The 20113-nt window shown below is 62.3% G+C and carries 20 protein-coding genes; 4 read left to right on the top strand and 16 right to left on the bottom strand.

Translation table 11 applies throughout. The features are described from left to right. The first annotated feature begins 23 nt into the window (after window positions 1–23). The 4 genes from atpA to C7440_RS02270 all read left to right on the top strand — a co-directional run bounded on the left by atpA (window position 24) and on the right by C7440_RS02270 (window position 4480). Complete coding sequence (gene atpA / locus C7440_RS02255) at window positions 24–1565, top strand: F0F1 ATP synthase subunit alpha (protein WP_116517316.1); 1542 nt, start codon at window positions 24–26, stop codon at window positions 1563–1565. A gap of 100 nt (window positions 1566–1665) precedes the next feature. Further along, the gene (gene atpG, locus C7440_RS02260; RefSeq protein WP_116517317.1) at window positions 1666–2577 is read left to right on the top strand and encodes a F0F1 ATP synthase subunit gamma; all 912 of its coding nucleotides are present in this window, start codon (window positions 1666–1668) and stop codon (window positions 2575–2577) included. 49 nt (window positions 2578–2626) lie between these two features. Next, complete coding sequence (atpD, locus tag C7440_RS02265) at window positions 2627–4045, top strand: F0F1 ATP synthase subunit beta (protein ID WP_116517318.1); 1419 nt, start codon at window positions 2627–2629, stop codon at window positions 4043–4045. A gap of 12 nt (window positions 4046–4057) precedes the next feature. Continuing rightward, a complete protein-coding gene (locus tag C7440_RS02270) occupies window positions 4058–4480 on the top strand; it encodes a F0F1 ATP synthase subunit epsilon (RefSeq protein ID WP_017523632.1) in 423 nt (140 codons plus the stop codon). A 91-nt stretch (window positions 4481–4571) separates the two neighbouring features. Here C7440_RS02270 and C7440_RS02275 read toward each other — a convergent pair whose 3' ends face one another. The 16 genes from C7440_RS02275 to C7440_RS02350 form a co-directional block, all read right to left on the bottom strand. Then, on the bottom strand, window positions 4572–4964 hold the full coding sequence (locus tag C7440_RS02275) for a RidA family protein (RefSeq protein ID WP_116517319.1): 393 nt from the start codon (window positions 4962–4964) through the stop codon (window positions 4572–4574). A 36-nt stretch (window positions 4965–5000) separates the two neighbouring features. Then, window positions 5001–5654, bottom strand: coding sequence for an SRPBCC family protein (locus C7440_RS02280; protein WP_116517320.1), 654 nt, complete (start codon window positions 5652–5654; stop codon window positions 5001–5003). 3 nt (window positions 5655–5657) lie between these two features. After that, window positions 5658–6152, bottom strand: a complete 495-nt coding sequence (locus C7440_RS02285; protein ID WP_116517321.1) for a (2Fe-2S)-binding protein — start codon at window positions 6150–6152, stop codon at window positions 5658–5660. Next, on the bottom strand, window positions 6149–8461 hold the full coding sequence (locus C7440_RS02290; RefSeq protein WP_116517322.1) for a xanthine dehydrogenase family protein molybdopterin-binding subunit: 2313 nt from the start codon (window positions 8459–8461) through the stop codon (window positions 6149–6151). The genes C7440_RS02285 and C7440_RS02290 overlap by 4 nt, the downstream gene beginning before the upstream one ends. After that, entirely contained in the window at window positions 8448–9335 is an 888-nt protein-coding gene (locus tag C7440_RS02295) for an FAD binding domain-containing protein (RefSeq protein ID WP_116517323.1), read from the bottom strand. The genes C7440_RS02290 and C7440_RS02295 overlap by 14 nt, the downstream gene beginning before the upstream one ends. After that, window positions 9332–10207, bottom strand: coding sequence for an alpha/beta fold hydrolase (locus C7440_RS02300; protein WP_116517324.1), 876 nt, complete (start codon window positions 10205–10207; stop codon window positions 9332–9334). Before C7440_RS02300 ends, C7440_RS02295 begins: the two co-directional genes overlap by 4 nt. A 50-nt stretch (window positions 10208–10257) precedes the next feature. Further along, the gene (locus C7440_RS02305; protein WP_116517325.1) at window positions 10258–11013 is read right to left on the bottom strand and encodes an ABC transporter substrate-binding protein; all 756 of its coding nucleotides are present in this window, start codon (window positions 11011–11013) and stop codon (window positions 10258–10260) included. Window positions 11014–11061: 48 nt separating this feature from the next. After that, window positions 11062–12147, bottom strand: a complete 1086-nt coding sequence (locus tag C7440_RS02310) for an aromatic ring-hydroxylating oxygenase subunit alpha (RefSeq protein ID WP_116517326.1) — start codon at window positions 12145–12147, stop codon at window positions 11062–11064. A 30-nt stretch (window positions 12148–12177) separates the two neighbouring features. Further along, entirely contained in the window at window positions 12178–12882 is a 705-nt protein-coding gene (locus tag C7440_RS02315; RefSeq protein WP_017523641.1) for an ABC transporter ATP-binding protein, read from the bottom strand. After that, a complete protein-coding gene (locus C7440_RS02320) occupies window positions 12875–13669 on the bottom strand; it encodes an ABC transporter ATP-binding protein (RefSeq protein ID WP_116517327.1) in 795 nt (264 codons plus the stop codon). The genes C7440_RS02315 and C7440_RS02320 overlap by 8 nt, the downstream gene beginning before the upstream one ends. Next, on the bottom strand, window positions 13662–14636 hold the full coding sequence (locus C7440_RS02325) for a branched-chain amino acid ABC transporter permease (protein ID WP_116517328.1): 975 nt from the start codon (window positions 14634–14636) through the stop codon (window positions 13662–13664). The genes C7440_RS02320 and C7440_RS02325 overlap by 8 nt, the downstream gene beginning before the upstream one ends. Next, complete coding sequence (locus tag C7440_RS02330) at window positions 14633–15505, bottom strand: branched-chain amino acid ABC transporter permease (RefSeq protein WP_116517329.1); 873 nt, start codon at window positions 15503–15505, stop codon at window positions 14633–14635. Before C7440_RS02330 ends, C7440_RS02325 begins: the two co-directional genes overlap by 4 nt. Continuing rightward, entirely contained in the window at window positions 15505–16689 is a 1185-nt protein-coding gene (locus C7440_RS02335) for an ABC transporter substrate-binding protein (protein ID WP_116517330.1), read from the bottom strand. The genes C7440_RS02330 and C7440_RS02335 overlap by 1 nt, the downstream gene beginning before the upstream one ends. A 108-nt stretch (window positions 16690–16797) precedes the next feature. After that, window positions 16798–17991, bottom strand: a complete 1194-nt coding sequence (locus tag C7440_RS02340) for an FAD-dependent monooxygenase (RefSeq protein ID WP_116517331.1) — start codon at window positions 17989–17991, stop codon at window positions 16798–16800. Between the two features lie 128 nt (window positions 17992–18119). Next, on the bottom strand, window positions 18120–19166 hold the full coding sequence (gene gtdA, locus C7440_RS02345; RefSeq protein ID WP_116517332.1) for a gentisate 1,2-dioxygenase: 1047 nt from the start codon (window positions 19164–19166) through the stop codon (window positions 18120–18122). A gap of 23 nt (window positions 19167–19189) precedes the next feature. Then, a complete protein-coding gene (locus C7440_RS02350) occupies window positions 19190–20047 on the bottom strand; it encodes a fumarylacetoacetate hydrolase family protein (RefSeq protein ID WP_116517333.1) in 858 nt (285 codons plus the stop codon). Between the last annotated feature and the right edge of the window lie 66 nt (window positions 20048–20113).

Here is a 20113-nt window from a genome sequence, read left to right on the forward strand (position 1 = left end):
AACAGGATTCCAGGAGTCTGAACATGCAACTTAACCCGTCAGAGATCAGCGAGCTGCTCAAAAGCCGCATCGAAGGCTTGGGCGCGTCCACCGACGTACGTACGCAAGGCACGGTCGTTTCCGTGACCGACGGAATTACCCGCATCCACGGGCTGTCCGACGTGATGCAGGGCGAAATGCTCGAGTTCCCCAACAATGTATATGGTCTTGCGCTCAACCTCGAGCGTGATTCCGTCGGCGCCGTTATTTTGGGCGACTACACCGGCGTTTCCGAAGGCGACACGGTCAAGACCACCGGCCGCATTCTCGAAGTGCCCGTGGGTCCCGAACTGCGCGGCCGCGTGGTCGACGCCCTGGGCGCGCCCATCGACGGCAAGGGCCCGATCAACGCCAAAGAAACCGACATCATCGAAAAGGTTGCGCCCGGCGTGATCGCCCGCCAGTCGGTCGACCAGCCGCTGCAAACCGGCACCAAGGCCATCGACTCGATGGTGCCTATCGGCCGCGGCCAGCGCGAGCTCATCATCGGCGACCGCCAAACCGGTAAAACCGCCGTCGCGATCGACACCATCATCAGCCAGAAAGGCAAGAACGTCACTTGCGTGTACGTGGCCATCGGCCAGAAGGCGTCCACCATCAACAACGTGGTGCGCAAGCTCGAAGAGCACGGCGCCATGGAATACACCATCGTCGTGGCGGCAGCCGCTTCCGATTCGGCCGCCATGCAATACCTGGCCGCTTACTCGGGCTGCACCATGGGCGAGTACTTCCGCGATCGCGGCGAAGACGCCCTCATCGTGTATGACGACCTGACCAAGCAGGCCTGGGCCTATCGCCAGGTGTCGCTGCTGCTGCGCCGTCCTCCCGGCCGCGAAGCCTACCCCGGCGACGTCTTCTACCTGCACTCCCGCCTGCTCGAGCGCGCGGCCCGCGTCAACGCCGACTACGTCGAGCAGTTCACCAAGGGCGCAGTCAAAGGCAAGACGGGCTCGCTGACCGCGCTGCCCATCATCGAAACCCAGGCCGGCGACGTGTCCGCCTTCGTTCCGACCAACGTCATCTCCATTACCGACGGCCAGATCTTCCTGGAAAGCGATCTGTTCAACGCTGGTGTGCGTCCCGCCATCAACGCCGGTATCTCGGTGTCGCGTGTGGGGGGCTCGGCCCAGACCAAGGTCATCAAGAAGCTGTCCGGCGGTATTCGTACCGACCTGGCCCAGTATCGCGAACTGGCCGCCTTCGCGCAGTTTGCCTCCGACCTCGACGACGCCACGCGGCGCCAGCTCGAGCGCGGCAAGCGCGTGGTCGAGCTGCTCAAGCAGCCCCAGTACCAGCCGCTGCAGGTCTGGGAACTGGCCGTCTCGCTGTTCAGCGTTACCAAGGGCTATCTCGACGACCTCGAAGTCGACCAGATCCTGCCCTTCGAGAAGGCGCTGAAAGATTCCCTCAAATCCAAGAACGAAGCCCTGGTGCAGCGTATCGAAGACAAGAAGGAACTGTCCAAGGAAGACGAGGCCGAGCTCGCCGCTGCCATTGAAGATTTCAAGAAGCACGGTGCTTTTTAAGTGATTGGCGAGGACTCCCCGGGCCCGTGCCCCGGTAGTCCAAACGTAATGCGGGCCGGTTTTCATGCCAGCCCGCGACAACGCCCTGACAGGAAGTGCGATGGCCGGAATTAAGGAAATTCGAACCAAGATCAAAAGCGTGCAAAACACGCGGAAGATCACCAAAGCCATGGAGATGGTGGCTGCATCCAAGATGCGCAAGGCGCAAGACAGGATGCGGGCCGGCCGTCCCTATGCAACCAAGGTGCGCGAAATCGCTGCACACCTGATGCAGGCGCATCCCGACTACCATCACGCGTACATGGTTGAACGCAAAGATGTCAAAGCGGTCGGCGTCGTGCTGGTTACCACCGACAAGGGCCTGTGCGGCGGCCTGAACACCAATATCACCCGTCTGGCTCTGTCCCGCCTGAAAGAGTTCGAGCAGAAGGGCATCAAGGTGCAGGCCACGGCGCTGGGCAACAAGGGCCTGGGCTTTCTTACCCGCATCGGCGCAGACCTGGTGTCGCACGAAGTGCAGCTGGGCGATACGCCCAACCTCGAGCGGCTTATCGGCGCCATCAAGGTGCAGCTCGACGACTTCGTCGACGGCAAGATCGACGCCGTGTACCTGGCCACCAACCGCTTCGTCAATACCATGAAGCAGGATCCCAGTTTCATCCGGCTGCTGCCTCTGCCCAGCGGCCTGAGCGATCCCTTCCAGTCCGCCGAAGCAGACAAGGCTCAAGAAGACGCCCAGGTCAAGTCGCAATACGGCTGGGACTACATCTACGAGCCCGATGCAAAATCCGTCATCGACGACCTGTTGCTCCGGTACGTCGAGGGCCTGGTGTATCAGGCCGTGGCTGAAAACATGGCGTCCGAGCAATCGGCCCGCATGGTCGCCATGAAGGCGGCCTCGGACAACGCCAAGAAGATCATCGGCGATCTCGAGCTGGTCTACAACAAGACCCGCCAGGCTGCCATCACGAAAGAAATTTCAGAAATCGTCGGGGGCGCTGCCGCTGTCTAGCAATAGGCAAACAAGGCATCCCGTCAAAGATATTTAGCAAGGACTAAACATGAGCAACGGTACCATCGTTCAGTGCATCGGCGCCGTGGTGGATATTCAGTTCCCCCGCGACAGCATTCCCAACATCTACGACGCGCTCAAGCTCGTCGACGACAGCTCGAAGTTCGCCGAGGCGGGCATCACGTTCGAGGTTCAGCAGCAGCTGGGCGACGGCATCGTCCGCACCATCGCCATGGGTTCGTCCGACGGCCTGCGCCGCGGCATGGCCGTGGCCAACACCGGCGCGCCCATCTCGGTGCCCGTCGGCCAGGGCACCCTGGGCCGCATCATGGACGTCCTGGGCCGCCCCATCGACGAACGGGGCCCCATTCAAAGCGACGAAGTGCGCGCCATTCACCAGGACGCTCCCAAGTTCGACGAACTGTCGCCCTCGGTCGAGCTGCTTGAAACCGGCATCAAGGTTATCGACCTGGTATGCCCCTTCGCCAAGGGCGGCAAGGTCGGCCTGTTCGGCGGCGCCGGCGTGGGCAAGACCGTGAACATGCTCGAGCTCATCAACAACATCGCCAAGGCGCACAGCGGCCTGTCGGTGTTTGCAGGCGTGGGCGAGCGTACCCGTGAAGGCAACGACTTCTACCACGAAATGGCGGAAGCCGGCGTCATCAAGCTCGACAACCTGTCCGAGTCGAAGGTGGCCATGGTGTTCGGCCAGATGAACGAACCTCCCGGCAACCGTCTGCGCGTGGCGCTTTCCGGCCTGACCATGGCCGAGAAGTTCCGCGACGAAGGCCGCGACATCCTGTTCTTCGTCGACAACATCTACCGCTACACCCTGGCCGGTACCGAAGTGTCCGCCCTGCTGGGCCGTATGCCTTCGGCCGTGGGCTACCAGCCTACGCTGGCCGAAGAAATGGGCAAGCTGCAAGAGCGCATCACCTCGACCAAGACCGGTTCGATCACCTCGATCCAGGCCGTGTACGTTCCTGCCGACGACTTGACCGACCCCTCGCCCGCCACCACCTTCCAGCACTTGGACTCCACCGTCGTGCTGTCGCGTGACATCGCCGCCCTGGGTATCTACCCCGCCGTCGATCCGCTCGACTCCACCAGCCGCCAGCTCGACCCGCAAGTCGTGGGCGAAGAGCACTACGCCGTGGCTCGTGGCGTTCAGCAAACGCTGCAGCGCTACAAAGAACTGCGCGACATCATCGCCATTCTGGGCATGGACGAGCTCTCGCCCGAAGACAAGCAGGCCGTGGCCCGCGCTCGCAAGATCCAGCGCTTTCTGTCGCAGCCCTTCCACGTGGCCGAAGTGTTTACCGGCTCGCCCGGCAAGTACGTGCCGCTGACCGAAACGCTGCGCGGCTTCAAGATGATCGTCGAGGGCGAATGCGACACGCTGCCCGAGCAGGCCTTCTACATGGTGGGCTCCATCGACGAAGCCTTCGAGAAAGCCAAGTCAATCTAAAAGGGATCAGTTATGGCCAACCTGCATGTCGACGTCGTCAGCGCAGAAGAATCGATTTTCGCCGGCGAGGCGAAATTCGTGGTGCTGCCTGGCGAGTCGGGCGAACTGGGCATCATGCCCGGGCACACGCCGCTGATTTCACGCATACGGCCGGGTACCGTCAAGATCGTCCTGGCCGATAGCGGCGAAGAGGTCAGCGTATTCGTCGCCGGCGGCATTCTTGAAGTGCAGCCCGGCGGGGTAACGGTATTGTCCGATACGGCCATCCGGGCCGAAGACCTGGACGAAGCCAAGGCCATCAAGGCGCGCGAGCGCGCCGAAGAGGCCCTGCGCAACGCCAAGGACAAAGCCGACATCGCCGTGGTCGAGGCCGAGCTTGCCATGCTGGCGGCACAGGTCGCGGCGGCGCGCAAGCTGTCCAAGATGCGCCGCTAAGCGTTCGCGTCTGGCCGGCCCCGCTCTTGCGGAGCCGTCGCAAGAAAAGCCCCTCTGCCTAGGTAGAGGGGCTTTTTCTTTGGGCTGCGGTTCAGTTTGTGGCGGCGGCCGCGGGCAAAGCCGCGATCATCTGTATTTCAACCAGGCTGCCGTGGTGCAGTTCTGGCACGGGCACCACTGTCCGGGCAGGCTTGTGCTGTTCAAAGAACGAAGCATATACCTCGTTGAAGGCGGGCCAGTTGCCGGTACCGACAATGTAGGCGGTGCATTGCACCACATCGGCAAGGCCGCAGCCCGACCGGGCGAGTATCTTCTTGCTCTGCTCAAGAACCTGCCCGACCTCGGCCTTGAAATCGTCGGGTTGGCGCGTGGCGGGCAGTACGCCCGATAGAAAGACAAAGCCGTCGCACACCACCGCGGGTGAATAGTGGCCTGCGGGTGGATTGGCGGGGTTGTCGATAAGGCGCATAGTGGGTTGTTTCATGTGCGTGGGCCGGAAAAGCCTGGAAGTGGCGAAGGTTCAGGTGGAAAAGGCATACAGGCCCAAGGCGATGGCCAGGACGATGATCGCCGCGGTGGCCCATCGTGCCCCGGGACTGCGCTTCGGGGATGCCTTGGCGGGGGTGTTTACACGGCCAGGGGTGTCGGCTCGGTCTTTGGCATCGGAAGCGTCCGCCCGTACTTGGGCCGGGTGGGCAATGCCGGCATCGGCTTCGCCGGCGCCGGGTTCGGCCACAGGCTCGAGTATGGCCTTGAAGCGAGTAAAGAACTGGTCGGCCATCTTCTTTGCCACGCCGTCGATCAGCCGGGCCCCCACTTGGGCAAGACGGCCGCTTACCGTGGCACCCACCGTGTAGTGCAACACAGTGCCCTCGGGGCTTTCCGACAGATGGACGTTTGCCGTGCCCTTGCCGGAGCCGGCTGCGCCGCCGGAGCCGTCGAACTGCAGTGTGTATGAGCTTGGCGGAGTGATGTCGGACAGCACCAGCTTGCCGGTAAACCGGGCCTTGATCGGCCCCACGGTGGCGGTCATGGCGATCTTGTACTGGTTCTGATCGGTAGCTTCGAAGGTGTCGCAGCCGGGGATGCATTGCTGCAGTATCGTCGGGTCGTTCAATGCAGACCAGACTGTGTCGATGGGCAATGAAAGTGTTTGCTGGCCAGTCAGTTCCATCGGCTATGCCTCTTGTTGTGCGGTGTTGATGCGGCTGGCGGCGAGCCGCACCGCCTGTATGATTTCCGGATACGCGGCGCAGCGGCAAAGATTGCCCGAAAGATGGTTCCGTATCTCGGCTTCAGAGGGGTCGGGGTTGGATTCGAGCAGTTGCTTGCTCATCAGCAGGAAACCCGAGGTGCAAAAACCGCACTGGAACGCGCCGCAGTCGATGAAGGCCTGCTGGATGGGATGCAGGCTGCCGCCGGCATCGAGGCTTTCAACGGTTTGCACGGTGCAGCCGTCAAGCGCCGCGGCCAGGTAAAGGCATCCGCTGACACTCTTGCCGTCGACGATCACGGTGCAACAGCCGCATAGCCCCTGCCCGCAGCTTTCCCGTGCGCCATAAAGCGAGAAGGTGTTGCGCAGGACATCGAGTACCGTGTGGTGGGTTTCAATGACCGCCTGGACCTTCTCGTGGTTGAGCACGAAGTTTATTTGCATGGTGTTGCTGCTCATGGTGTCTCCGGGTTCAGGTGGGGCGCAGACTGGTGCAGTGCGCGGCAGAGTGTTTCGTACTTCATGGGCAGGCTCGTCAGCCGCACGCCCACGGCGTCTTCGATGGCGGCGGCCACCGCCGAGGCGACGCCGTAGCAGCCGGTTTCACCCACGCCTTTCGCGCCGAACGGGCCGTTGTGCTGATATGAATCGACGATCTCGGTATGAATATGGCGGGGCACGTCATGAATGCCGGGAATCTTGTATTCAGCGAAAGAGGCATTGCGCAGCTGGCCCTGGTCGTCGAAATCCATTTCCTCGTACAGGGCGGCCCCCAGCTGCATGATCGCCGCGCCCGACAACTGTGTTTCAACGATGGCGGGGTTAAGGGGCGTGCCAAGGTCGCCCACGTTTTCAAGGCGTACGATGCGGAATTGCCCGGTTTCAGTGTCGACCTCGACCTCGACGCCCGTGGCGCCCACCATCCAGTTGGGTGTGATGTTGGGCGATTGTCCTGTTTGCTTGTCGGGCGAGACATAATCGGGAATGAAGCCGCCCGTGCCGATGATGTTGCCCGCCTGCATGCCATAGCGCTTTACCAGCAGCTTGGCAGCGTCGGGCTTTTCGTCTGGATCCATGCCCAGTTCCTGGGCCAGCGCCTGCATTTTCTGCAAGGCGTCTTCGGCGGCAAGGCGCACCGCGTGGCCCATATGGAAGGTAGACCTCGAGCCCAGCGTAGCCATGTCGTAGGGGGTGACGTCGGTGTCGGGGTGGATTACACGCACCACGGCAGGGTCCAGGCCCAGCACTTCGGCGGCGATCATGGCCAGGACGGTGTCCGAGCCCTGGCCCATGTCTACGGTGCCGGCATGGACGAAGCAGCTTCCGTCCGCCGAAAGGTTCACGATGGCCATCGAGGTGGTGGGCGCCACCAGCGCCTTGTAGCCGATTCCAACGCCGCGTCCCCGGCGGATGGCGTCCGTGCCATGGTCGAAGGGCTTATCCCAGTCCATGCGCTGGGCAAGGCAGTCGAGGGTTTGCACCAGGGCCGCATCTTTCATGACGGTGCTCGTCGCATGGGGCCGTCCGTCGCGCAGCAGGTTGATGCGGCGAAACTCGACCGGGTCGATGCCCAGTTCGCGGGCAATGATGTCGGCCTGGCTTTCGTATGCCCACACCATCTGGGTAATGCCGAAGCCCCGGAATGCGCCGGCCGGCGGCAAGTTGGTGTAGATCTGGTACGAGTCGATGGAAACGTTGTCGATGTCGTAGGGGCCGGCGGCCGTGAACCCCGACTTCTGGGTAACGCGCGGGCCTATGTCGGCAAAGGCGCCGCCGTTCCACCATACCTCGCATTCGCGGCCCGTGATGCGGCCTTCTTTGCTGACCGCCGACTTGATCCGGAAGGTGGTGGCATGCTTTGTAATGGTGTAGAACTGCTCTTCCATGGTAAGCGCGACCCGCACGGGCAGGCGGCTGATCAGGCTGAGGGCGGCGGCAAGCGCCTCGAGCTTGACGTACAGCTTCGCGCCGAAGCCCCCGCCCAGAAGGGCGGTCCGCACCCGCACCCTGCTTTCGGGCCAGCCCAGCAGGCGCGCTACCTCGAGCCGCACGAAAGAGGGGCTTTGCGAGGCGGTGTGTATGGTTATTCCGCCCTCTTTGAGCTCGGCCAGCGACACCATGGGTTCAAGCGGGGTGTGCATGACCTGCTGGGTGCGGAAAGTGTGTTCAAAGACGTGGTCGGCCTGGGCGAACGCCTTCGACACATCGCCGTGGCGAACATGGAAGTCGAGGGCGACGTTGGTTTCTTTTTTTCCGGCCAGATGCTTGAGATCGGGGAAGGTGCCCGCCGGCTTGAGCGCATCATGGACGAATACATTCGACGTGGCGGCCTCTACTTCGTTGAACACCGCCGGCAGTTCTTCGTATTCGACCTGTATCAGGTGCAGGGCTTCTTCGGCGACGTAGGGGTCGCGCGCCAGCACGACGGCCACGGGTTCGCCCACATAGTGCACTTTGTCGATGGCCAGTATGGGCTGGTCGTGAAAGGCGGGGCCGAAATAGGGTTCGGGTATGACACCCAGGATCTCTTGCGAGGTCACTACGGAATGCACGCCTTCAAGTGCTTTTGCCGCTTCGGCGTCGATGGACATGATGCGGCCGTGCGCCACCGTGCTGCGCAAGATCTTGGCATGCAGCATGCCGGGCAGCGCCAGGTTGTGGATGTACTCGGCGCGCCCCGTTACCTTGGAATGGGATTCGACGCGTGGCCGCGAATGCTTCAGCTGGCTCCACTGCGTGGCTTCAGGTTCAAGGTCAATGAGCGTCATGGTCGGCCCCCTTGTTCGATGTATTGATGGCCGCATTTACGGTGCGGCCCAGGTAGATGCTGAGCAGGTGTTTCTTGTAGCCCGCCGAGCCATGCTGGTCGCTTACGATGTCCAGCGCATCGGTCGCCGCCATGCCCACCTGCTTGAGGTGCCCGGCCTCGGCGGCTGCGCCGCGCAGCATGGCCTCGGCCTTTGCCAGGCGCGTCGGCCTGTCGGTCGCGGCCCCCAGCACGACGCTGGCTTCCTGGATGACCTGGCCCTCGAGCCTGAGCGATACGGCCAGGCCCAGCGCGGGCCAGTCGTGGGCAGCACGGGTCGTTACTTTGCTGTATGCGGCACAGGCGCCATCCATGGCGGGCACGACGACCTCGGAAATGAGCTCGTTTCGTTCGAGCACTGTTTCGTAGTAGCCCACGCACAGGTCTTCGACGGCGATCTCGCGGCTGCCCGAAGGGCCGGTGGCGATGACCGTGGCGCCCAGGGCGGACAGGACCGGCGGCATGTCCATGTGCGGATCGGCATGGGCGAGGTTGCCCCCTATGGTTGCCACATTGCGCACCCGCTGGTTTGAAAGCGAGCGGAAGGTTCTTGCAAGCACGGGCCAGCCCGTACGCACCAGGGGCGAGTTCTCGAGCGAGGCCAGGGTTGCCATGCCGCCTATGCGCAGGGCGCCTTTCTGGTCGATTTGAATCTGCCCATGCCGGCCTTCGAGGCGCCGCAGGCTGACCAGCCGCGTGGGCCGCAGCACGCCGGCTTTCATCATGAGCATGACGGCGGTGCCTCCGCCCACCGGACGGATGTCGGGGTCTTCGGGGTCGAGCAGGCTGATCGCCTCATCGAGCGTATGCGGCGTCAAGTATTCGAATGGGATCACTCGGGGTCTCCTTGTGTTTGGGCGGCGGCCTGGCCCTGCTGCGCATCCAGGCCTTCCAGCAATCGTTCCAGCGTGTTGACGATTACGTCGGGTGTCTCGATGGGAGTCAGGTGGCAGGCCTCGGGAATGATCGTGAGCGTGGAGCCCTGGATCGATTCATGCAGGTATCGGGACATTGCGACGGGGGCGGCGTAGTCGTTGGCGCCCACGACGACGGCTGTGGGGGCGCTTACCTGGGCGACTCGGGTGCTTGCATTGAAGCGGCCCAGTGCGCGGCATGCCTCGCCGTAGGCCTCGACGTCATTGGCAAGAAAGGTATCCACGCATTGCCGCAGCAGCTCTGGCTGGTCGGTGCGGAACTGTTCGCTGAACCATCGGGTGGCCTGGAACTGCACCATGCTGTCCAGCCCATCGGTCTTTGCCTTCTGTGCCCGCTTCGACCAGTCGTCGGGCGCGGTGGGTCCATACCACGAGGTGGTGTCGACCAGCCCCAGCGCCGCGGTCATTTCGGGGTGGTCTATGGCAAACTGAAGCGCAACGCAGCCCCCCAGCGAGGCCCCGGCCACAACGGCCTTGCGGTAGCCCAGGGCCTGGAGCACTTCTTTGACGTCTTGCGCGAAAAGCTCGATGGAATAGGGCCCGGGCGGCTTGCCCGACTGGCCATGGCCGCGCACGTCGACGCAAACGACGTGCGCCCTTGCCGCGATGGCCGGGGCGACCAGGCGCCAGAACCGGTGGTCGAGCGCCAGGGAGTGCACCAGCACGACACACTGGCTTGAAGAGGCCTGCCGATAGTGCTGGTAGTGTATGAGGGTGCCATCGCCGACGGCTACTTTGCCGGTCGTGACGCCCGTGCTGTCTGCTGCTGCCATGTTCTTCGTTGCTCCAGGATGGACGGCAGGCGGTCCTGCCGCTTGCTTGCCTACACGGTGCCGGGCGGCGGAATGAACAGCGGCGGCTGGCCGCTGCGCTTGAAGCCGTCGGCGATAAACCCCGACTGCTTGGCCTGCCGCACATATTGCTGCAGGAATGCGGCGGCCAGCGGCCGGCCGCGCGGGCAGCCCACGGCTTGTTCGATCAGGGTGAAGCAGCCGTCCAGCACGCGAAAGCCGCCCTGGCTTTCGGCGAACTGCTCGAGTGGCTGGCGGATACCCGCAGCCACTTCCAGTCCGGCGCCCGAAAACTGCCGCAGGGAGGCCTCGGAGGTTTCAAAACGGACGATTTCGGCCTGTTGCAGGTGGCGGGTAAGGAAGAGGTCGTAGGCCGTGCCTTCCCCGACAGCCACCTTGATCCCTGGCTTGTCGACGTCTTCCTGGCTGCGTATGGATGACGATTCAATGACCATATAGGTGCCTTCGATGTGCACATAGGACTCGGAGTAAAGAATGTCGATGGCGCGCTTGGGGTCTATGGCCAGGAAGGCGATGTCCCAGACATCTTGCATGGCGCATTGCGAGACCTTTCCGGCCGAATCGAATTCTTTGAACTCGACCGGCAGGCCCAGCCTATTGCCAATGTCGCGCGACATGTCCACCGTGACCCCGGCCAGTTGTCCGCTGGCCGGGTCTTTCTGCACCAGAATGGGGTTGCCCAGGTTAAGCGCCACCCGCAGGACTTTGGCCGGGGCAAGCTCGGCGATGGTTTGCCGGTCGGCGTCCAGCTTGCTGCTGTCTTTCATTGCCATACTCTTTCTTTGTAGGGGGTTTCTGAAGGCTGCGCCCAGGCGTTAAACCTCTTCCAGCACAGCGAAGGAATGCTCGGGCACCAGGGGGGGAGGCGCAACGACATAGCGCGAGTCTTCGGCTTCGTGCTTCAGCCGCTGTTCAAGCAGGCGCCGGGCCCGAACCGGGGCTTCGTCAAGCTTGATGGCTACGTTCGGCACAGAAGTATTCATGCGCACCATTTGCTGCTGCTGGATTTCAAGCACCTCTTTGTCTTCGTCGAACGTGGCCGAAGACGCCTTGCGTATGCCTTCGGTAAGCTCGGCGTCGTCCAGCCGGTAGTTGCGCACGAACGCCCAGAAGTAGTGGGTGCTGCCCGGGGATTCGGGCGTAAGCAGGTGCAGCACATGGCCGATGCGCGCTTCGGTACGGTCTTCTTCGACGGGATGCACGCCCACCACCGTAAGATTGATGGAGGGCACGAGGTGTATGGCCGATTGCCAGCGGTTGATGCGGCAGGGGTGGCCGATGACCAGGGCGAAAAAGGGCGGCGCCTCGATATTGGGCATTTCGCGGTGGGCCCGGACCAGGCTATCTTGCTCGACCGTCACCTTGGCGGTGTAGGCGGCAATGGTCTCTTCTTCGTCATTGCCGATGGTGCGGCTGTGCACATAGGTTTCATGGCTGAGGTCGAGCAGATTGTCGTTGAGCAGGGTGTAGTGCGCCTCGATGCGGTGATAGCCTTGGGACGACGCCCATCCGGGGCTGTTGTGCCAATGCACGTCGGGGATCAGGCCGGGGTCGGCCAGCCCGGCATCGCCCATCCAGATCCAGACAAAGCCGTGGCGCGCCTGGACGGGGTATGTGGCAACGCGGGCCGCCGCGGGAATGTTGGTCTGGCCGGGCACCGACGTGCAGGCGCCGTCGGCCGAGAAGCACATGCCGTGGTAGCCGCACTGCATGTCGTCGCCTACCCGCTTGCCTTTCGAAAGCGGCAGCAGGCGGTGCGGGCAGCAATCGTCCATCGCCGAGTAAACGCCCTGCGAGGTGCGATACAGCACCAGGGGAACGTCGAGTATGCGTCTTGAAATGAAGGGCTCGTCGAATTCATGCTCGAAGCCCGCTACGTACCAAGTGTTTCGAATGAACATTTTCTTGTCTCCTTTTAGTGTTGGCCAGCCCTAGACGCTTACGCCCAGCCAGCGATTCAGCAATGCCTGGTCGTGCCTGAGCTCGTGTGCCGGGCCCTGATGCACCACCGTGCCGCGGTCAAGGATTACCGCGCGCTGCGATATGGCCAGAATAAGTTGTGGGTGCTGTTCAACGATGATTACGCTCAAGCCTTCGTTCTTTGTGACGTTTTCGATGCCGCGCAAGACTTCTTCGACGAGTATGGGCGCCAGGCCTTCGGTGGGCTCGTCAAGCAGCAGCAGCCTGGGGTTGAGCACCAGGGCGCGCCCTATGGCAAGCATCTGCTGCTCGCCGCCCGAAAGCTGTGCGCCCATGTTTCCCTTGCGTTCGGCCAGCCTGGGGAAGGTGTCGTAGACCTTGGCCGGCGTCCAGGAGCCTGGCCGCGCCACGGCAGTGAGGTTTTCGTGAACGGTGAGCGACCTGAAAATATTGCGCTCTTGGGGTACCCAGCCTATGCCCGCCCTTGCGCGCACGTGGGGGGCCAGGTGCTCGAGGGGCTGGCCGCCAAGCTGTATCGAACCCTTGTGCCGCCGGGTTACGCCCACTACCGTATTGATCAGCGTCGTCTTGCCCGTGCCGTTGCGGCCCAGCAGCGCGAGTGTTTCGCCCTGGTCGAGCGACAGCGAGACGTCGTTAAGGACGATCGAGTCGGCGTAGCCCGCGTGCAGGCCTTCTATGTTCAGCATGTCAGGCATAGCGCACCTCGCTTTGCGCCGTTTCGTCCGTGCCGGCGCCATGGCCCAGGTAGACCTCTTTGACGCGAGGGTCGTTCGAGACGGTAAGCGGGTCGGCTTCCATCAGCAGAGCGCCGTTCACCAGCACCGTCATGCGATTGGCAAAGCTGAAGACCAGGTCCATGTCGTGTTCGATGAGCAGAATGGACATGTCGGCCGGAAGCGCATTGATGATGGCCAGGATGTCGCTGCGCTCGCTGGCGGGCACGCCCGCCACGGGCTCGTCCAGCAGCAGCACCCGCGGCTCGCAGGCCAGGGCGATGGCGATTTCAAGCTGGCGCCGCTTGCCGTAAGGCAGCTGGCTGGTGGGGCGGCTCATGACGTCGAGCAGGCGAAACTGCTCGAGCAAGGCATGGCATCGTTCGGTGATGTTGCGGTCGGCGCCCAGCAGCCGCCACATCTTGCTTCCCAGGCCGCTGCGTTCGCCCACGACGGCAGCCAGGGTTTCCAGGGGCGTAAGGGTTTCGAACAGCTGGTTGATCTGGAAGGTGCGCACGAGGCCGCGCGCCGATCTTTTGTGCATGGGCAGCGTGGTGATGTCACGGCCGTCGAGGTGAATGGTGCCGCTTGACGGCCGCAAGACCCCCGTCAACAAATTGACGAAGGTCGTCTTGCCCGCCCCGTTGGGGCCTATCAGTGCGTGGCGGGCGCCTTTTTTCAGGTTCAGCGACACATTGTTGGTGGCCAGCAGGCCTCCGAATCGCATGACCAGGCCCGAGGCTGACAGCGCATAGGGTTCTTCAGCCATGGGGGCCTCCTTTGAACCAGGTCCAGGGGCGTATCAGGCGATCGCGTCCGACCCGCATCAGCAGCACCAGGAACACCCCCACCCAGAAGGTCCAGTACTGGGGAGTGAGATCGGACAGCACATGGTGCAGGCCGATGAACACGATTGCGCCGATGACGCCGCCGTATATCCATGCCGTTCCGCCGATGACGACCATCAGCAGCACGTCGGCCGATCTTTCGAACGCGAAGGCATCGAGCGAGGCGAAGTTCATGCTGTGGGTTTGCACCGCCCCGGCCGCCGCCGCGATGGCGCCGGCCAATGTGTAGGCCAGCTTGATGCGCCGGTTGGTGTCGATGCCGATGGAGTAGGCCCGCAGGCGATTGTCGCGTATGACCCGCAGGCTGGTCCCGAACGGCGAGTTGACGATGCGCCGGTAGACAACCAGGAACACCGCCAGCACGGCCAGCGAGTAATAGGCTGCTGTGACGCCGTCGAATGTAAATGGAAACAGCCCCAGAACGGGATCCATGACGACCCCTTGCAGGCCGTCCGCGCCCCCGGTGAGCCAGGTCATGTAGTTGCCGATCTCGAGCAAAATGAGCGACACGCCCAGGGTGACCATGACGACGGTAAGCGCACTGCCCCGCAGAATGGTGTAGCTGCAGACATAGGCGGTAAGGCCGCCCACGCCCATGGCGAAAACCAGCCCCACAATGGGCTCGGGCATGACGAACTTGGCGAAAAGGCCCGCTGCGAAGGCCCCCATGCCGAAGAACGCGGCATGCCCCAGCGACATGATTCCGGCGTATCCAAGGACAAGGTCGAGAGAGATCGCAAACAGGGCCATGATGGCCATCTGGTTGACCAGGAAAGAGCTGCCCGGAAACAATGCCACCACCGCAAGCGGCGCAAGCCACAGAACGGGTTCCCAGAGCTTGACGCGGGTTTTCTCGCGCAGGGCGTCGTGAACGGCGGCGGGCGTCATTTGGCACCTCTTCTGACAAACAGGCCATCGGGGCGCCACAGCAGGATCATGATCATGACCGCATAGACGATGAAGGATCCGAGCTTAGGCATGTAGTACTTGCCCGCGACATCGGCAACGCCCAGTATCAGCGCGGCGAGCAGGGGGCCGGTAAGCGACGAGGTCCCGCCCAGGGCGACCACGATCAGAAAATAGATCATGAACTTGAACGGAAAGGTGGGGTCGAGGCCCAGCACCTCGGCGCCCATGGCGCCCCCCACTCCGGCCAGGCCCGAACCCACGGCAAATGTCGAAAAGAAGATGACATTGACGTTGATGCCCAGCCCGTCGGCCACGCGCTGGTCATCGACCGCGGCGCGCAGCCGGCTTCCGAACCGGGTGCGCGTAAGGATGAACTGCAGCAGTATCGTCAGCACGATACAGACCGCGATGATCAGCAGCCGATAGTGCCCCATGCCCAGCACATGGCCGCCGAACGAAAGCTCGGTGCGGCCGCGCAGCCACTGGGGCAACTGGATGATCTGTTCGCTCGAGCCTATGCTGTAGTCGACGATGGTCATGGCGATGAACGCCAGGCCGATGGAGAAAAGCACCTGGTCGAGGGGCGGCTTGCCGTACATGGGCCGGTACAGGGTGCGCTCGAGAATCGCACCCAGCACCGCGGTAACCACGAAGGCTATCGGCACGCACAGCAGGAAGGGCACGTTCAGGTGCTGCATGAGCAGCACCGTGACGTACCCGCCCGCCATGGCAAAGGCCCCGTGCGCCAGGTTGATGAAGTTCATCAGCCCCAGCGTCACGGAAAGCCCTATTGCCAGTATGAACAGCAGCATCCCGTAGGCGACGCCGTCAAAGAGTATGGTCAGCATTATTTCGTTTCGCCGGCGGCGTTGACGCGTTCAATGACGTCGAACTCGACGTTCTGATATTCGTCTCCGACTTTCTCGACCTTGCGCATGTAGATGTTCTGGATGAAATCGCGCGATTCAGGGTCGAGGGTGACCGGTCCGCGAGGGCTTTCGAACGAAAGGTTCTTCATGGCGTCGACGAAGGCCATGCCCTCGGCCTTGCCATCGGTCTTGCGCAAGGCCTCGTAGATGAGATGCATGCCGTCGTAGCCCGCGACGCCGAAGAAGTTGGGCCGGCTGGTGCCATCGATGCTTTTGTACGTTTCGATGAACTTGCGGTTCATTTCCGAATCGTGCGAGGTGGCGTAGTAATCAGAGGTGATGACGCCCAGCGCGGCGTCGCCGGCCTGGTTCAGGTTGTCGTCGTCGGTGATGGCGCCATGGCCGATAAGGCGTATGCCCGCGGCGGCCAGGCCTCGCTGGCCGTATTGCTTGAGCAGGGCCGCGCCGGGTCCCGAGGGCAGCATGACGAACAGGGCGTCGGGCTTTACGTCGCGAACGCGCTGCAGGAAGGGCGCAAAGTCGGGGTTGCGCATGGGCACCCGGATCTCTTCAAGAATCTTTCCGCCCGCGGCCAGAAAGTATTTTTTGAAAGCCTCTTCGGATTCATACCCGGGCGCGTAGTCGGGTACCAGCGTGACGGCGGTCTTGATGTCGTTTTCGACCGCCCACTGGGCAATGCCCGAGGTTACCTGCGTAATGGTTCCGCTGGAGCGCACCATGTACGGAGACGCCTCGGTATTGGCCTGGGTCTGCGCGGCCATCAGCACCATCGGCGTTTTTGATTGTGTGGCGATGGGAGCCACGGCGAGGGTGATGGGTGTAAGGCCGAAGCCGGCAATGACATCGACGTCGTCATTGACGATCAGTTCTTGCGCCAGCTTTCGCGAGTTGGCGGCGACGCCGTTGTCGTCCTTGAGAATGACCTGTATCTTGCGGCCAGCGACCGTGTCGCCGTGGTCCTTCATGTATGCCTGCACGGCCGAATGAAGCTGGCGTCCGGTAGAGGCGAAGGCGCCGGTCATGGGAACGATCAGGCCGACCTTGAAGGGTTTCTCGGCGGCTTGGATTGCAGGGGCATGCAGGCCGGTGGCGGCGATGGCGAACGCGCACAGTGCCGTGCGCAGAAATAGCCTTTTTTTCATGGCGTTTGTCTCCGTTGTTTTATTTGATGAATCAGGAACTGCTAGGTCAAGGCACACCTCGGTAAGTCTGGATATTGCTGGGGTTTCGTTGCGGTGTTGCGGGTGTGTTCAGTACACCTTTTCTTCGAGCTCAAGGCCACGATACAGCCAGTCGAGCTCCCAGGGAATATCTACGTTTCGCTTGCGTGCCATCTCGTTGCGCAAGAGGCGCTCGCCGTCGGTGGCGTGCATGATGGCGCCGAACAGCCGGGCGGTGGTCACGACACGCGCCGTCCGGTTCAGGCGGCGGCCTTGATAGTCGAGGAACGCCGCATTGACATTCTTGGGCTGGCGTTCAAGCGCGTCGCCAAGCACGACCGCGTCTTCCATGGCCATGATGGCCCCCTGGGCCAGGTATTGCAGCGTTGCATGGGCGGCATCGCCCAGCAGGGTAACGTTGCCGTCGGTCCAGTTGCTGGCGGGCCGCAGGTCGTGCAGCAGCCAGTTCTTGTCCAGAGAGAAATACTTGAGCAGGTCCTGCACTTCGGGGGCGCAGTCGACATAGGCGGCCTTGAGCTCGTCGATGCCCCCGTAGTCGTGTTCCCAGCGCTTGAAGGCGGGGCTTTCGAACGTGGCGACGTTGTTCATAACGGTGCCTCCGCGCAGGCGGTATTGCACAAGATGGCAGCCCGGGCCCGCGTACATGACCATGGAATTTACATATCGCTGGTTGACGATGTCTTCGATGGGTACAAGCCCCCGGTACACCACATGCCCCGTATTGCGCGGGCCGCCGTCGTTGACGATGCGGGCGCGGGTTTTGGAGCGCAGGCCCTCGACGCCGATCATGGCCCGCCCCTGCAGCATCTTGCCATTGGTGCATGTTACGGTAACCCCGTTCGGGCGGTTTTCGTAGCTGTCCACCTCGCCTTCTTCGAAGCTGAAGCAATCCTGCTGCCTGCACGCCTCGATCAGCGCGGCATGCAGGTCGCGCCTGTGCACCACGAAATAGCGGTATTTGTACCGCTCTTGAAAGCTGGCGCCCAGGTCGATGCGGGAAATCTCTTTCGCATCGACGGCATCGACCAGTACGAGGGCATCGGGATAAAAGACCTGGGACTCCAGGCGTTCCATTACGCCCATGCGGTCGAGAATGGCGTGGCCGTTTGGCGCTATCTGGATGCCGTAGCCAATTTCGCCGACCTCTGGAGCACGCTCAAGCACCTTTACTGGAAACCCCTTGCGTGTCAGTGCCAGGGCTGTGCAAAGCCCGCCGATGCCGCCACCGGCGATGATGAACGGTAAAGATTCCTGTGTATCCATAAACGTCTCCAGGGCGGGATGGAAAATTTTGGGTCAAGCCATCCCCTGGGGCGGTACAAGGCCCCATGCAAAAGTATTGGAAAACCCATTTCGGCCGGCTTGCCTGGCCGAAATGTTTACTGGCGAGGCTAGCCGAACTGCTCGCGCCAGAGATCAAGCGCCTGCTGTACGGGTCGATCGGAATAGCTGAACAGCACGGCGTCGCCTTGGTCGGTGATGTCGAAGCGGTGGGGCATCCAGGAAGGGCAGACGAGCACGTCTTTGGGGCCGAATTCAAGGGTACTGTCGCCGACCACGCAGCGGCCGTGGCCTTCAACCACCACGTACACGGTGGAATCGGTGGACCGATAGGGTTTTCCCTGGAACGACTTGGGCATCAGCTGCATGAAGGTGCCCATGGTGGGTATGGCCCAGCCGCCGGTTGCCGGATTGGTGTATTGCAGCTTGAGGCCCCAGCATTCGTGCCATTCATTGTGCTGCTTCATGGTTTCGAGTGCTTCGCGCGTACGCTCGTAGGGGTACCAGAACAGGGGCGATGTTTTCGAACGGGGCTGGTATTGAACCGGCTTCATGGAGTTGCCGAACTCGGCCAGGTTGGCGTGCGCCGTTATGTTCGTGCTTTGGCTCTCTTGGCTGCCTTTTTCCATGAATTGCGCATCGAGCAGCTCTACCAGCGGGACATCGAGCCCGTCGAGCCACACCATGGGTTCATCGCTGGGGTTGCCGTGGTCGTGGAATGTCCAGGAGGGCGTAATGACGAAGTCGCCTACGTTCATGAAGACTTTTTCGCCATTGACCGCCGTGTATGCGCCCGACCCGTGCATGATGAACCGCAGGGCGGATTGAGAGTGGCGATGCGCGGGGGCGATCTCGCCCGGCAGTATCAATTGAAGCCCCGCGTACAGGCTGTGTGTTATGCGAGTCTGGCCGCGCAGGCCGGGGTTCTCGAGTACCAGCACGCGGCGCTCTGCCTCTTGGGCCGATATGAGTTCGCCGGCCTGAAGCAGCCAGGGGAAGGCGGTTTCCCATTTCCAGACATGCGGCAGACAGGGGGTTTTGGGCAAGGGGGTGACCAGGCTGTGCAGGACCTCCCAGAGCGGGGTCATCTGGTCGTTGCTGATCTTCTGATAGAAATGCTCTCGGGCGGCGGTATCTGTTGCGACGGGTGTATCCATTGTGGGGCTCCCCATGGCGTGGTTCAGGCGGACGTGACGGCGACCTGCATGCGGCCGATTTTTTCGAACTCGGCCACGATGGTGTCGCCGGGCTTTACGGGGCCTACGCCTTCAGGCGTACCGGTGTATATGACGTCGCCCGGGTGCAGGGTGTAGAAGCTGGAGGCGTATTCGACCAGTTCGGGTATGTTCAGGACGAGATCGCGCGTATTGGCTTTTTGGCGGGTTTCGCCGTTTACGGTGAGCTGGAAGTCGAGGTTTGTGGCGTCGCCCATTTCGTCGGCGGTGACCATCCAGGGGCCAAGCACGCTATAGCTGTCGACCGATTTGCGCAGGCTGCGTTCTTCGGGGCCGCGTACCGTCATGTCGAGCCCTATGGTGTAGGCCGCGATGTGGTCCCAGGCGTCTTGCTTCTTGATGCCGGTGCCGGGCTTGCCGATGATGATGGCCAGTTCGATTTCGTGGTCGTTGCGGCGGTCGTGATGCCGCACCGACACGGGCTGGCTCGCGCCGATCAGGGAACTGGTGGCCTTGAGAAACAGGCCGATGCGCTGGATTTCAATGACCTGGCTGTTATGGTGGATTTCGGAGTCGGCCCGGGCCTCTTCGAGGTGCTTCAGGTAGTTGACCGGCGCAGCGACCAGTTTTCCGGGGTTGGCCACGGGGCTCAGCAGCTTTACCTGGTCTATTTTTTTGCGGGGAGCGTCGGGCATGAGCTGCCGTGCACGTGCACAGACTTCATCGAGATGCGCGATGAGGGGGTCGTGCCTTGGCAAGGGATAGGTGCTGGCTGGAATGACATCGAGAGCCGTTGTGATGTCCAGTACTTGATCACCCTCTATGACGCCCAGGCGGTCGTCATCAAATCTGCAAAGCTTCATGTTGTCTCCGTTCCTTCAGTTCAGTACCATTGTCTGGTGCAGCACGATGGAGGGGCAATACGCTAT

Source organism: Pusillimonas noertemannii (assembly GCF_003096595.1).
In the GTDB taxonomy this organism is placed as follows: domain Bacteria; phylum Pseudomonadota; class Gammaproteobacteria; order Burkholderiales; family Burkholderiaceae_B; genus Pusillimonas; species Pusillimonas noertemannii.